Annotated in this window: 11 protein-coding genes and 1 pseudogene; 5 read left to right on the forward strand and 7 right to left on the reverse strand. The window is 69.3% G+C overall.

Going from position 1 to position 13059, the window contains the following annotated elements; all coding sequences use genetic code 11:
* Positions 1-4 precede the first annotated feature (4 nt).
* Positions 5-4039: an AMP-binding protein gene (locus C0481_RS14185; protein ID WP_293404872.1), complete on the forward strand. Its 4035-nt coding sequence runs from the start codon at positions 5-7 to the stop codon at positions 4037-4039.
* Positions 4040-4100: 61 nt separating this feature from the next.
* Positions 4101-4529: a universal stress protein gene (locus C0481_RS14190; RefSeq protein ID WP_293404874.1), complete on the forward strand. Its 429-nt coding sequence runs from the start codon at positions 4101-4103 to the stop codon at positions 4527-4529.
* On the opposite strand, the gene C0481_RS14195 is transcribed toward C0481_RS14190, so the two are convergent.
* From C0481_RS14195 to C0481_RS21890, 4 genes and pseudogenes are all read right to left on the reverse strand, one after another.
* Positions 4526-4963, reverse strand: coding sequence for a hypothetical protein (locus C0481_RS14195; protein WP_293404876.1), 438 nt, complete (start codon positions 4961-4963; stop codon positions 4526-4528). The genes C0481_RS14190 and C0481_RS14195 overlap by 4 nt on opposite strands.
* A gap of 83 nt (positions 4964-5046) precedes the next feature.
* Positions 5047-5397 (reverse strand): hypothetical protein, encoded by a 351-nt coding sequence (locus tag C0481_RS14200; protein WP_293404878.1) that lies wholly within the window; start codon positions 5395-5397, stop codon positions 5047-5049.
* Between the two features lie 196 nt (positions 5398-5593).
* Positions 5594-5986, reverse strand: a complete 393-nt coding sequence (locus tag C0481_RS14205; protein ID WP_293404880.1) for a hypothetical protein — start codon at positions 5984-5986, stop codon at positions 5594-5596.
* A 124-nt stretch (positions 5987-6110) separates the two neighbouring features.
* A pseudogene (locus C0481_RS21890) lies at positions 6111-6299 on the reverse strand (helix-turn-helix transcriptional regulator); the annotation flags it as partial.
* Positions 6300-6400: 101 nt separating this feature from the next.
* On the opposite strand from C0481_RS21890, the gene C0481_RS14210 reads away from it, so the two are divergent.
* The 3 genes from C0481_RS14210 to C0481_RS14220 are packed head-to-tail and all read left to right on the forward strand — an operon-like array spanning position 6401 to position 10081.
* Positions 6401-6781 carry a helix-turn-helix domain-containing protein gene (locus C0481_RS14210; protein WP_293404882.1) on the forward strand — a complete coding sequence of 127 codons (381 nt, stop codon included), beginning with the start codon at positions 6401-6403 and terminating at the stop codon, positions 6779-6781.
* Positions 6782-6828: 47 nt separating this feature from the next.
* Entirely contained in the window at positions 6829-8331 is a 1503-nt protein-coding gene (locus tag C0481_RS14215) for a response regulator (RefSeq protein WP_293404884.1), read from the forward strand.
* Positions 8332-8371: 40 nt separating this feature from the next.
* Complete coding sequence (locus C0481_RS14220; protein ID WP_293404886.1) at positions 8372-10081, forward strand: MFS transporter; 1710 nt, start codon at positions 8372-8374, stop codon at positions 10079-10081.
* 385 nt (positions 10082-10466) lie between these two features.
* Here the strand turns inward: C0481_RS14220 and C0481_RS14225 are convergent, their stop codons facing one another.
* From C0481_RS14225 to rlmN, 3 genes are read right to left on the reverse strand one after another with little or no spacing between them, the layout of a single operon-like run.
* The gene (locus tag C0481_RS14225; RefSeq protein WP_293404888.1) at positions 10467-11300 is read right to left on the reverse strand and encodes a serine protease; all 834 of its coding nucleotides are present in this window, start codon (positions 11298-11300) and stop codon (positions 10467-10469) included.
* A gap of 13 nt (positions 11301-11313) precedes the next feature.
* Positions 11314-11739, reverse strand: a complete 426-nt coding sequence (locus C0481_RS14230; protein WP_293404889.1) for a DUF350 domain-containing protein — start codon at positions 11737-11739, stop codon at positions 11314-11316.
* Positions 11740-11799: 60 nt separating this feature from the next.
* Positions 11800-12966, reverse strand: a complete 1167-nt coding sequence (rlmN, locus tag C0481_RS14235) for a 23S rRNA (adenine(2503)-C(2))-methyltransferase RlmN (RefSeq protein ID WP_293404890.1) — start codon at positions 12964-12966, stop codon at positions 11800-11802.
* Positions 12967-13059 lie beyond the last annotated feature (93 nt).

The raw sequence follows: 13059 nt of genomic DNA on the forward strand, positions 1-13059 counted from the left end.
AGATTTGGCAGGGCTTTCACCAAACCAGGAACGCTATCTGCTGGCGGAATCCGGCGCCGCGGACAGCTTCTTCATCACGGTTTGGTATCCTTGCGACGGGGCCCCGGACTACGATCGCCTGCAAGCGGCGCTATCGGCGGCCGTCGGAAATGAGCCCGCGCTCAGGACCGGCTTCGAGCGCGACCCCGAGCACGGGTATCACAGCGTGGTCTGCGCTCAGGTGGAGCCGCAATTGCGCCGGCTCGAAGTCGACGAGCTTGATGCGCCATCCATCGCGGAAGCAGCCGCCCCGTACCTGTCCAAGCTTCAGGACTTCTCCGACCCTGCAGCCCTGCAGCACTACTTCCTGGCGCGATCGACGGACGGTCGGTTCGCCCTCGTCTTTTCCCAACACCACGCCATCAGCGATGGCCGCTCGCTCGACATCTTCATCGAGAGGATTGCGGCCCAGTACAATGGCGCGCCCGCATCATCTCCCGTTCCCCCGGCCTTGTTCGAGCAAGCCGCCGTCAGCGAGGAGGCGTGTGCCGACTATTTCCGCCGTCAGCTCCATGCCGAGAGCAGCTTTCCGACGTTCCACCGCGATCGGGACGCGCCCTACAAGATCGCGGCCAGGTCCCTGAACCTGGGCTCCGAGCTTTCCGGCGCGCTACAGCAGGCGGCCGCTTCGACGTCGCCCTTCAGCGTTCTCGCCGCGGCGTTTGTCGCTCAGGTGCACGCCCAGACAGGCTCCACCGATGTCCTGATCTCGATCCAAAGCAGCGGTCGCACCCCGGCCACGCGCTACGAGATCGGATCCCTGTCCAACGCCCTGGCGATCAATGTCCGGGTCGAGCCGGGCGAAACGTTCCGCCATCTCGCCCAGCGGGTCCAAGAGCTCGTGCGGGCCGCCGTGAAACATGAGGCGCTGCCCTATCACCGCGTCCGAGCGGTCACCGGCGCCAAGGCGGACTTCGCGCTCAACCTCTACCCCGACGCATCGACGCCCGTCTTCGAGGGGCTCTCGCTTGGTCCGCGGCAGTTCCTCCCCAGTCCGTCGGACTATGGCGTCAACCTTCGTTGGCAGCGTCGCGTCGGCGACAAGGATCCGACCTACGAGGGCGAGGCCTATTTCGACGAAGGGTCGATCGATCCTGAGCGCATCGACCGCTTCCTCTCACGTCATCGCGACGTCCTGGCCACGGCGATCGCAAACCCCGACGCTTCCGTTCGCGATATCTTGGAGGCCAGCCGCCGCCCATCGGCCGCCAAGGAGCTGCCGGCGTCTCTTCCGGCCGTTCGATTGTTCGACCTGTTCAGGCAAACGGCGGCCCAGCGCCCGGCGCATCCGGCCATCCGACACCACGGCGCGTCGATTACCTATGACGAGCTTGCCGATCGCGTCGAAGGCCGGGCCTCGGCTCTGGCCCAGCTCGGACTGTCGGCGGGCGATCGCGTCGCCTTCATCGAGCAGCGGAGCGCCGACTACGTCGTCACCATGCTGGCGCTGTCTCGCCTGGGCGCGACCTTCGCCGCGTTCGACCCGGCTTATCCGCTCGCCCGCCTAGCTGAACAGGCCGAGGCCTTCATGGCCGATTGGGTCATTGCCGACCCCGATCGCTACAAGGGAGCGCTGGACGGTCTTGGCCAGGCCGGATGGCGATGCGCCGAAATTCCAGCCTCGGCCGGAAAGTCGCCGCCGGCGCCGCAGCCCCCGACCGCCGCGCCCTCCGACATCGCCTATTGCCTCTTCACCTCTGGCACCACCGGACGCCCCAGGGCCGTGGGCGTCGGGCACTCGGCCATTCCTGCGTTCGTCGAATGGCAAAGATCGAGCTTCGACATTGATGCCGACGACCGCGTCTCGATGCTCTCCGGGCTGTCGCACGACCCGATCATGCGCGACCTCTTCCTGCCGCTGAGCAACGGCGGCACGCTGCTCATCCCGGACGAGCAGACGATGAACGACGCCCGCGCCCTGTGGGCGTGGCTCTCGGCCGAAGCGCCCACCGTCATCCACGCGACCCCGCCCCTCGGGCGGCTGCTCTCGGCGATCACGGACGGCAGGCCGGCGCTGCCAGGTCTCCGCTACATATTCTGGGGCGGCGACATGCTGACTCGGGACGTCGTCGAGACGTTCGCGGCCGCCAACCCTTCGTTGCAGCAAGTCAATTTCTACGGCTCGACGGAAACGCCTCAGGCGGTCGCCTATCATCTGTGCGGCCCTGAAGATGATCCCAGGCGCGTCTTGCCGGTCGGAAAGGCGACGGGCCCCGCGCGCCTGGGCGTGGTCGACGCCGACCACCAGCGCCTTGAGACGAACGAGGTGGGGGAAGTTCTCGTTGAGACACCCTACCACGTGGTGACCGAGGCCGCCTGCCCAGCCGCCGGCGAGGACGTCGGCCAGCGCTATCTGACCGGCGATCGCGGCTACCTGTTGCCCGACCAATCGGTGATGCTGATCGGCCGCGCCGACGACCAGGTGAAAATCCGCGGCTACCGGGTCGAGCTCGCCGATGTCACGCGCCACGTCTGCGCAATCGACGACGTCGCCGACGCCAGCGTCCTCGTCAGCCCCGCGCCCGACGGCGAGGCGCAACTTGTCGCCCACGTCGTCCCGCGAGACGCCGCGCGCATCGGCGCCGCCTTGCGCCAGAGGATGGCGCGCGGCCTTCCGAGCTACATGGTCCCGGCGCGGGTCATCACCCACGCCGCCCTACCGCTGCTGCCCAACGGCAAGATAGATCGCGCCGCCCTGCGCGAGACCGAAGGCCTCCAGTCCGGCTCCGACGGCAAGAGCCGCAAGGCCGCTCGCACGTTCAACGCCGGCGAACGCCGCATCGCCGACGTCTTCGCCGGCCTGCTCGGTCGGCCCGTCGACTCCCCGGCGCAAACGTTCGCCGACCTAGGCGCCGACAGCCTCAATTCGGTGCAGGCGATGCTGCGCCTGGAAGCCATCATCCCGGCGCTGCCTGACGACTGGTACGACCGGAGCGTCGCCGAGCTCGCGGCGCTGCTGCCCGCGACCGAGCACACGCAAGCCAAACGCGCGCGCAGCCTGCTGCGAAGCGTTCGGGTGGATCCTGTCGTAATCCTTCGCGCCGCCGCGATCATCCTGATCGTGGCCTTTCACTACAAGCTGCTCTCGGTCGGCGGCGGCCTGACCTTCGTCCTCTTCATGTTGGCCGGCGTGACCTTCGCTCGCTTCCAACTCGGCGGGGCGCGGGACACCGGATCGACCCGCGCGATCGCGCGGGGCCTGATCAAGATCGCCATCATCAGCTTCCCGATCGGTTTGGTGATGGGGTTGCGAAGACTCGACGGCGACATGTCCGGCGGCTGGCGGATGATCGGCTACGCCGCGAACTTCATCGACTACGCCAGCCTGCCCAAGGAAGAGCAGCTTGGCGTCTGGCTTTGGTTCATCGGCTGCTACCTGCAGATCATGCTGGCGGTGCTCCTGCTGCTGCGGCTGCCGGCCGTGCGGCGGCGTCTCGCAACCAACCCGGTGGGGACGCTCCTCGTCGCGTTCCTGGTGATGGCGTCCCTGCGCTTCGCACTGCCCGCGGTTCTGAATCCCGGCGGCCTAAGCGACGTCAAGGCGATGTCGATCTGGACCTTCATCCCCACCGCTCACGCCGGCACGTTCCTGCTGGGAGCCTTGCTGGAAAGCACGCAGCGTGGATCGCCAGGACGCTGGGCCGCCATCGCCCTGGGCGTGGCCTACGCCCTGGCCACGGGTTACGTCTTCCCCGGCAACGAGCCGCTGCTCACCGCCACGGCCATCATCCTGGTCGGGCTGGTGGCGGCCTTGCCTCTGCCGCGTATCGCCGCCCTGGTCGCCGTGCTGGTCTCGCAGGCTTCGCTCTACATCTACCTGCTGCACGGCCCGCTTCACTCGGTGTTGACCAAGGTTGGGCTTGGCTCGCCGGCCGTGAGCCTGGTGATCGCCGTCCCGCTCATCGTCGCCGGCGCGCTCGTCTTCGACCAGCTCTATGACAGGCTGGCCGCCAGGGTCGCGAAAGGCAGCAACCGCGCCGAGGCCCAGTCGCTCCCCTAAGCCGCCATTGACGGCCCGCGGCCGGGCTGCGACCGTCGTCGCGCTGCAAGGAGAGGTGGTGATGCCCGGCTACTCACACATCCTGGTCACCGTCGACATCGAGGATCCGACCAACACCGAGCGCGAGCTGAATCGCGCCCGCGAGATCGCCGAGGCGTCGGACGCCCGCATCACCCTGCTCAATGTCCGCACGCCGCGCTCGTCGCGCTACAACACCTACCTGCCCAAGACCTTCGACGCCGACGAGCAGGCGCTGCACGAGGCCGAACTGCTGAAGTGGGCCGATACGCTGTCGGGCACGAAGTGGCCGGTGACGATCCGGGTGCGGGTCGGCCCTGTCGCCGGCGAGGTGCTGGCCGAGGCCAAGGCCGCCGAGGCCGACCTGATCATCGTCGGCGCCCACGAACCCAGCGCCGTCTCGCGGCTGCTCGGCTCCAACGCCGAACGGATCGTCCGCGAGTCGCCGGTCAGCGTACTGGTCGCGCGCTAGACGCCTTCGGATCCAGGGACGATGACTCGGCGCCGGGCGTACAGGTGCGCCCCCACCGCCAGGGTGATCAGCACCAAGTAGCTCCAGAGGATCAGGGCGGTCATGTAGGCCCTGGCCCGCACGCCTTCGTCAGCGATGATCGCAGCGTGGGTGACGACCCCGAGCAACTGGAAGGCCGCCGCCGGCAGGATCCAGGTTCGGTCGGACCGCACCACCAGGCCCAGCAGGACGCCGAGGAAGATCACGTCCACCGCGAACATTCCCCACTGCGGATCGACCCAGTTCGTCCGGTTCTGCACGATGATGGTGGCGATCCAGGCCACGACATTGGTCGCCGCGACCGCGCGCTCGACCCAGCCGCCGCGCCACCAGGCGTAGGTCGAGACGGCCAGCATGGCGACGGCCCAGATCTGTTCGGGCAGGGAGCTGAGCACGAAAAAGGGGCCCTCAAGGCTGAGGGCCCCCATACTGAGGCTTACGCCGCAGGATGCAACTTCCGGAAAGCCCGGATTGGGTCTCAGGCGGCCGGAGCCACCTGCATGATGTGGCGCGTCCGGGCCGAGGCTTCCGGCGGCTTCTCCACCCCGCCGTACATCACCGCGCCCAGACCGATCTGGGTCTTGGCGACGTCCAGCTCCTTGTGGGTCTCACAGATCGCCCGGCGGGCCTGGGCGAGCAGGGCGATCGCCTCGCTGGCCCGTTCCACGGCGCCTTGGCCGACCAGGGCCGACAAACCCGCGTCCGTACGCAGACTTGGCATCACACCCGCCAAACCGGCCGTCTTCGCCAGGGCGGCGTCGATGGCGGCTTCAGCTTCGAACAAACTCGCCGCGACTTGATCGGCGATCATACGACGTTGCTTGAGCATGAGAGGTCTCCTGGCGCGCGGCCAGACGCCGGCGCCTTCTGTGCGTGTTCAGTTTTCGGGGAACAGGGCTAAGGCCCTGTTTGGAATTAGGATTAAATCAGGCTCTGGAGCGCGTGCAGGCCGGCGAGCAGGGCCCCGAAAGCCAGGGCCGCGATGATCGCGATCACCCCCACGAGCCCCAGCCGCGCAAGCGGGCTTAGGCCTCGTGCGGATAGTCCGGGTCCAGCTCCGGTTGGAAGCCCTCGTCCAACAGCGCCCAGCTGGTGCAGAGGATTTCCCGCAACACCATTTCCGGCGGCTTGAACTGCGACATTTTCCGCAAGCCAGAGATCAGGTCGCGGGCCATGGCCGCCTTCATCGGCGAATCCGCCAAATCCGCGAGCTGCCGCTCGAGCTGGCTCCAGGTAAAGCTCGGGGCCAGGTCCTCGTGGCTCGGCGGCGCCGGCCAACGGCGCTCGAACGCGGCCGCCTCGTCCCGCGCCCGCATCGCCCGGCCCACCGCCGCCCGGCGGCTCATCGTTTCGCGGGTCGGGTGCAGGTCCACCACCGCCCCTCTGGCGTCCGCCAGTTCTCGCAACCAGTCGCCCATCAGCCCTGTCTCCTTGCTGGGCTTCATCAGCCCATGAGACGGGGTCGGCGTCTGTCCTGATTGCGTCGTGTCCCGATCCGATCGGGACAGCGATTTCGTGATCGGCCAGGGCGCGGGCGGCGGCGTAGCGGTCGCCGACCCCCAGCTTGCGGCGCGCACGATCGCAATAGGTGTCGACCGAGGCCTTCGACATGCCCAATTCGCGGGCGATCTGCTTGGAACTCAGGTGCCGGTCGACCAGACGCAGGCAATCGCGCTCTCGCGGAGTGAGAAGCTCGACTGGATCCAAGACGGTCTCAGGCGGTGCGCGCATAGGACGAATACGTTAGCGACTCGCGTTACCGGCCGTCTACTTGTTATGCTGCGGCAGGCTTAACGCCACGACAGAATATCCCAAGCAGTGGGGAGGACAAAATGCCCCTCGATGACGCCATCGGCCCAGACCCCGTAGACGTCGCCATTGGCGCCCGCATGCGCCTTCGCCGCAAGTCGCTCGGCATCAGCCAAGGCGTGCTGTCCGAGCGGGTCGGCGTCTCCTTCCAGCAGATCCAGAAGTACGAGCGCGGCGCCAATCGCGTCTCCGGCTCGATGCTGGTCGCCATCGCCAATGCGCTCGACACCACCGTGGGCTGGCTGGTCGGTGAGGAGGGCGGCTTGGCCGACGCCGCCGACGAGGTCATCCAGGCCCTGGCCCTGACCGGCGGCGTCGAGCTGCTGGAGGCCTTCGCCGCCATCCCGCAGGCTTCGGCTCGTGCGGCCCTCGTGACCCTGGCCCAGGAAATGGCGTCGCTCTGATTCCAGTTTGACCGCCCGTTAAGCCGCGCGCGGTAAACCCTGGGTCGATGACCTACGACCTTACCCGCCAGGCCCGCGTCAGCGCCGAGCAGCTCGCCTCGCTCAGCCACGAGTTCCGCACCCCGCTGAACGGCGTGCTCGGCATGGCCCGCCTGCTCGAGGGCACCGCCCTCACCGACGAGCAGCGCGCCTATGTCTCGGCCCTGCGCGAGTCCGGCGAGCACCTGCTCGGCCTGGTCAACGACGTGCTCGACTTCGCCCGCCTGGGCGCCGACAAGATCGAACTGCACCCCGCCGACTTCGAGGTCGAGAGCCTGCTGCGCTCGGTTTGCGAGCTGCTCTCCCCGCGCGCCCAGGAAAAGGGCCTGGAGATCGCCTGGGCCGCGCCGGCCGGGATCGGCGCCGTCCATGCCGACGAGGGTCGGCTGCGCCAGATCCTGCTCAACTTCGCCGGCAACGCCGTCAAGTTCACCAGCCAGGGCGGCGTGTTGCTGAGCGTCGCCGAGACGCCCGACGGCCTGCGCTTCACCGTCGAGGACTCCGGCCCCGGCGTCAGCCAGGCGGCGCGCGAGACCATCTTCGAGGCCTTCGAACAGGCCGACCCGCTGCGCGACATCCAACTGGGCGGCGCGGGCCTTGGCCTGGCCATCGCCCGCAAGCTGGCCGGCGCCATGGACGGCGCGGTCGGGGTCGAGACCGCCCAGCTCGGCGGCGCCGCGTTCTGGTTCGAGGCGCCGTTCGCCCGCCGGCCGGCCCGCGCTGAACGTCCGCTCGGCCGCCGCACCGTCGCCATCGTCAGCGCCAACCGCATCGTCGCCGAGGCCGCCCGTCGCCAGATCGAGGCCTCCGGCGGCAAGGCCCTGGTCGCCGCCGACCTGCAGGCGGCGCTGGCCGCCACCCGTCCCGCCGACGTCGTGCTGGTCGACCGCGCGCTCGCGCCCGAGCGTCCGCCGGCCAAGCGCTCGCTGCTGGTCATGCTGACCCCCGACGAGCGCGGCCGCATCGAAGAGCACCGCGCGGCAGGGTTCGCCGGCTACCTGATCAAGCCGCTGCGCCGCGCCTCGCTGGCCGAACGCGTGCTCGCCGCCCGCCGCGACGACGACCCGGCCCGGGCGGTGGAGGACGACCGCATCGCCCCGGCCGCCGCCCCCGGCGCCCGCATCCTGCTGGTCGAGGACAATCCCATCAACGCCTTGCTCGCCCGCACCCTGTTGTCGCGCGAAGGCTGCCGCGTCGACCAGGCCGGCGGCGGCGAGGAGGCGCTCGCCGCCCTCAAGGTCGGGGTCTACGACCTGATCCTGATGGACATGCGCATGCCCGGCATGTCGGGGCTGGAAGCCACCCGCAAGGTGCGCGGCATGGGCGTGCGCACGCCGGTCGTCGCCCTGACCGCCAACGCCTTCGAGGAGGACCGCCACGCCTGCCTCGCCGCCGGCATGGACGACTTCCTGGTCAAGCCGCTGACCCCCGACGCCCTGCGCGCGGCGCTTGGCCGCTGGACAGCCACCCCCGACTGGACGCAACAGCCGGACCACGCCAAGGTCGGCTGACGCCGGGGGCCGCCCGGGCGTCGTTCCGGGGAAGCCATTCATGACCGACGAGACGCAGACCGCCGTGGCGGCCGGCAAGAAGCCTGGCACGCTCCAGGCCCTGGCGGTCTATCTCGAGCGCCGCTCGCTGGTCATGCTGTCCCTGGGCTTCGCCTCGGGCCTGCCCAACCTGCTGATCTTTGACACCCTTTCGGCCTGGCTGCGCGATGCGGGCCTGTCGCTGGAAGTGATCGCCTTCTTCGGTCTGGCGACCCTGGCCTATTCGCTGAAGTTCCTCTGGGCCCCGCTGGTCGACCGCGCCAAGGTCCCGGTGATCACCAAGTGGCTCGGCCATCGCCGCTCGTGGATGCTGCTCTGCCAGGGGCTGATCGTGCTCGGCCTGTGGTCGATCGCCGGCACCGACCCGGTCTCTAGTCTCGGCCTCATGGCGCTATTCGCGGTGCTGGTCGGCTTCGTCTCGGCCACCCAGGACATCGTCATCGACGCCTGGCGGATCGAGGCTGCGGTCACCGAGAAGCAAGGGGCGATGGCGGCGGCCTACCAGTGGGGCTACCGCATCGCGATGATCGTCGCCGGCGTGCTGCCGTTGGCGCTGTCGGAATACGCCGGCTGGAACACCTCCTACGCGATCATGGCGGTGCTGATGCTGGTCGGGGTGCTCGGCGTGCTCGGCGCCCCGCGCGAGGCGCAGCACGAGATCCGCGCCATCGACACCGGCGACATCCCCGCCGCCCCGGCCCGCGACGGCGCGGAGTGGGCGATCCGCCTGCTGCTGTTCGTGCTCGGCGGCGTGGTGCTCGGCTCTGGCCTGGCCGGCAACGCTGCGATCCTCGCCGCCGCCTTCGAAAAGGTAGGGCTGACGGGCGCGGCGGCCCAGGTGACCACGCTCTGGGAAGCCAAGCCCTGGGGCGTCTTCGCCCAGCTCGGCGGCGTCGTGGTCGGAGCCTTGGTGATCTTCTTCGCCGCCCGCCCGGCCCCGGGACTGCAGACCCGCCCCGGCCGCTATCTCAGCGTCGCCCTCGGCGCGCCGCTGGCCAACTTCTTCGCCCGCTACGGTCAGGCCGCGGGGCTGATCCTGGCGCTGATCTGCGTCTACCGGCTGAGCGACTTCGTGCTCAACATCATGAACCCGTTCTATCTCGACATGGGCTACTCGAAGCTCCAGATCGCCGAGGTCCGCAAGGTCCTGGGCGTGGTGATGAGCGTGCTCGGCGTCGGGCTCGGCGGCTTCTGCATCGCCCGCTTTGGTCTGATCCGCTCGATGGTGGTCGGCGCCTTCGCAGGTCCCCTGTCCAACCTGGTGTTCGCCTGGCTGGCCGCCCAGGGGCCAGAGCTCTGGGCGCTCAGCGTCGCCATCGGGGTCGACAACATCGCCTCGGGCTTCGCCGGCACCTGCCTGATCGCCTACATGTCCAGCCTGACCGGCCAGGGCTTCACCGCCACCCAGTACGCGCTGTTCTCCTCTCTCTACGCCCTGCTCGGCAAGCTGGTCGCCTCGCAGTCGGGCCGCATCGTCGAGGGCGCCGCCGCCAGCGCCGACGCCGGCGGGATCTTCGCGGCCTTCAAGCCGCTGTTCGCCGGCCTGCCGCCGCAGACCTTCGCCAACGCCATGGAGAAGTCCGGCGTCACCCCCGAAGCGCTCGGCGCCGGCTACATGACCTTCTTCTTCTACTCCGCCGCCCTCGGCCTGATCGGCATCGTCCTGGCCTTCGCGGTCGCCCGCCTCAGCCCGCAGCCGAAAGAAGCGTAAGCCCTCGATGCTCCCCCTCTGGGGGAGCTGGCGGCCGCAGGCTGACTGAGGGGGACTTTGACTCTTGAGGAGGAAGAGCAAGGGCCTGTTCCTCTCCCCGCTTGAGGGGAGAGGTTAGGTGAGGGGTCTTGCGGCGCGCAGCGGCGCTCTAGCTGAGTCAGCAGCCCCCTCACCCCAACCCTCTCCCCCAAGGGGGCGAGGGAGCTTTTCAGGTGCTCCCTCGGAGCCCCAGCAAGTGTCATCCCGGTTTCGCCGCAGGCGAAGACCGGGACCCATTCGCGTCTGAGTCCGAAAAGGGACCGCCGCCCCGCCACGTCCTGATCCATCCGGCGTTCATGGGTCCCGGTCTTGCTGCGCAATCCGGGATGACACCCGCGTTCGCCGCCTACGACGTCCGCAGGCAGATCACCTGCGCCACTCGCAGGTCGCGCCGCAGGGTGTCGGCCACGCGGCCATAGTTGTCGGTGGTGATCGGCTCGCCGACCGCGAACTTGTCGGCCCGCTGATGGCTGGCGCTCAGCGCCGCCAGCACCGTTTCCGGCGAGGTCGTATAGATCCGCCCGCGGCGCGGGCTCTCGGCCACCGTCACCCCGATCACCCGGCCGGCGCGGTCCAGCACCGGCGAGCCTGACAGCCCAGCCAGCGTGCCCTCCAGCCCGTCGGTGCGGCCGGTCTCGGCCCAGACCAGCACCGGCTCGGTGCGGGCGCCGCGCCCCCGGACCTCCAGGTTCTCACGGCCGAGCAGCCGCGAGGTCGCCTCGCCGGGCTCACCCTGCGGATAGCCGGGATGGAAGGCCCGGTCGCCGCGGCGCAGCTGTTGCTCCAGGCCCATCGGCAGCGGCGGCGCGCCGCCTTCGGTGGTCAGGATCGCGGCCTCGCCGCGCGGATCGATATGAACCTTGGCCTCCACCCCACGGCCCTCGGCCACGACGATGGCGGTCTGGGTGCAGCCGTCGACCACGTGGCGGGCGGTGATCCACACCCCGGCGTCGGAGACCGAAAACGCCGTGCCGACGCCCGGCTCGGCCTTGCCCGGCACGTCGACCACCACCTGCGGGTCGAACGGCGAGGCCGGACCCAGCGGCAGGCCCTCGCCGCCGGCCACCGGCGGCGGCGGCGGTGGCGCGTCGGCGCGCTCCTGGCGGCCGACGGCTGCGATCAGCAGCGCCAGCACCACCGCCAGATAGACCAGCCAGTCTGGAAGCCGGGGAAAGTGCATCGGGCCGATCGGATCAGCCGGCCATCGCGGCGGCGATGATAATGGCCGTGGCCAGCTTGGCGCCGACCAGCAGCGCCGCGGCGGCGATCTCGCCTTCCTGGATGCGCTGGGGCAAGCCGTGCAGCGCCAGGTCCACCAGTCGGAAGATGAGCAGCTGCAGCGCCACGCAGGCCGCGCCCCACATGCCGATCTCCAGCGCCGAGGTCGAGCCGGCCAGCGAGGCCGACAGCGGGATCGCCAGCCCGACCAGCACGCCGCCCAGCGACAGGGCCGCGGCGGAGTTGCCCTCGCGGATCAGCGCGATCTCGCGGTGCGGCGTCATCAGGACATAGACCACCACGCCGATGAACAGGATCGCCACCGTGACCCCGATATGCATCAGGGCGATCGGAAAGCCGTTGGCGAAGGCCTGGATCTCAGGCGATTGCAGTTGCGGCATGGGACCCCGTCGGCTGGACTCTAGAAACTCGGCCGCATGGTTAGCACGCAGGGCCGCCGGCTAGGCAATAGGCTCAGGCTGTTCGGCCGCCTGCTTGCGGCGGACGCTGGCGCGCACCTTCTCGCTCTCGCTCTTCAGCTGACCGCAGGCGGCCAGGATGTCGCGGCCCCGCGGCGTGCGGATCGGCGAGGCGTAGCCGGCCCGGTTGAGGATCGCCGCGAAGCTCTCGATCGCGCCCCAGTCCGAGCAGCCGTAGTTGGTGCCTGGCCACGGGTTGAACGGGATCAGGTTGATCTTGGCCGGGATGCCCTTGAGCAGCTTGACCAGGGCCTTGGCCTCGGCCGGGCTGTCGTTGACGTCCTTGAGCATCACGTACTCGAAGGTCACGCGGCGGGTGTTGGACAGACCCGGATAGCCGCGGATGCCCTCCATCAGCGTGGCGATGTCGTACTTCTTGTTCAGCGGCACCAGCACGTCGCGCAGGTCATCGTAGGTGGCGTGCAGTGAGATCGCCAGCATCGCCTGGGTGCGCTCGCCCAGCGCCTTCAATTCCGGCACGACGCCCGAGGTCGAGACCGTGATCCGGCGGCGCGAAATGGCAATGCCCTCGCCGTCGGCGATGATGTCGATGGCGTCGGCGACGTTGTCGAGATTGTAGAGCGGCTCGCCCATGCCCATGAACACGATGTTCGAGAGCCGGCGGTCCTCCTTCGGCGAGGGCCACTCCGACAGGTCGTCGCGGGCCACCTGCACCTGGGCGACGATCTCGGCCGCGGTCAGGTTGCGGACCAGCGCCTGGGTGCCGGTGTGGCAGAAGGTGCAGTTCAGCGTGCAGCCGACCTGGCTGGAGACGCACAGCGCCCCCGAGCGGCCGACGTCGGGAATGTAGACGGTCTCGACCTCGATCCCCGGGGCCATGCGGATCAGCCACTTGCGGGTGCCGTCCTTGGACACCTGGCGCTCGACCACCTCGGGCCGCGCCAGGGTGAAGGCCTGCTCCAGCGCCGCGCGGGTGTCCTTGGCGACGTCGGTCATCGCCGAGAAGTCGGTCGCACCGTAGTGGTGGATCCAGCGCCACAGCTGGCTGGCGCGCATCTTGGCCTTGTCCGGCCGCACGACCTCGGCGTCGATCAACGCCTGCGCCAGCGCCTTGCGGGTCAGGCCCGAAAGGTTTGGTTTGACGACGGACGCGACGGGTCCACGCGAAAGATCAAGGGTGACGCCCAAGGGATGCTCACGGTCTGGAAGACCGCGGAATATAGGGCAGAGCGCTCCTTACGCCAAATGAACGCCCCTGCGGCCGATTGGGAGCGCCGTCGA

The organism is Phenylobacterium sp. (assembly GCF_013822795.1).
In the GTDB taxonomy this organism is placed as follows: domain Bacteria; phylum Pseudomonadota; class Alphaproteobacteria; order Caulobacterales; family Caulobacteraceae; genus Phenylobacterium.

Bases quoted from the DNA above. Each gene is read 5' to 3' on its own strand.
- C0481_RS14205 (WP_293404880.1), bottom strand. From the start codon at position 5,986: ATGGGCGACTGGTTGCGAGAACTGGCGGACGCCAGAGGGGCGGTGGTG.
- C0481_RS14230 (WP_293404889.1), bottom strand. From the start codon at position 11,739: ATGCCGCAACTGCAATCGCCTGAGATCCAGGCCTTCGCCAACGGCTTT.
- C0481_RS14220 (WP_293404886.1), top strand. From the start codon at position 8,372: ATGACCGACGAGACGCAGACCGCCGTGGCGGCCGGCAAGAAGCCTGGC.
- C0481_RS14215 (WP_293404884.1), top strand. From the start codon at position 6,829: ATGACCTACGACCTTACCCGCCAGGCCCGCGTCAGCGCCGAGCAGCTC.
- C0481_RS14210 (WP_293404882.1), top strand. From the start codon at position 6,401: ATGCCCCTCGATGACGCCATCGGCCCAGACCCCGTAGACGTCGCCATT.
- C0481_RS14200 (WP_293404878.1), bottom strand. From the start codon at position 5,397: ATGCTCAAGCAACGTCGTATGATCGCCGATCAAGTCGCGGCGAGTTTG.
- C0481_RS14225 (WP_293404888.1), bottom strand. From the start codon at position 11,300: ATGCACTTTCCCCGGCTTCCAGACTGGCTGGTCTATCTGGCGGTGGTG.
- C0481_RS14190 (WP_293404874.1), top strand. From the start codon at position 4,101: ATGCCCGGCTACTCACACATCCTGGTCACCGTCGACATCGAGGATCCG.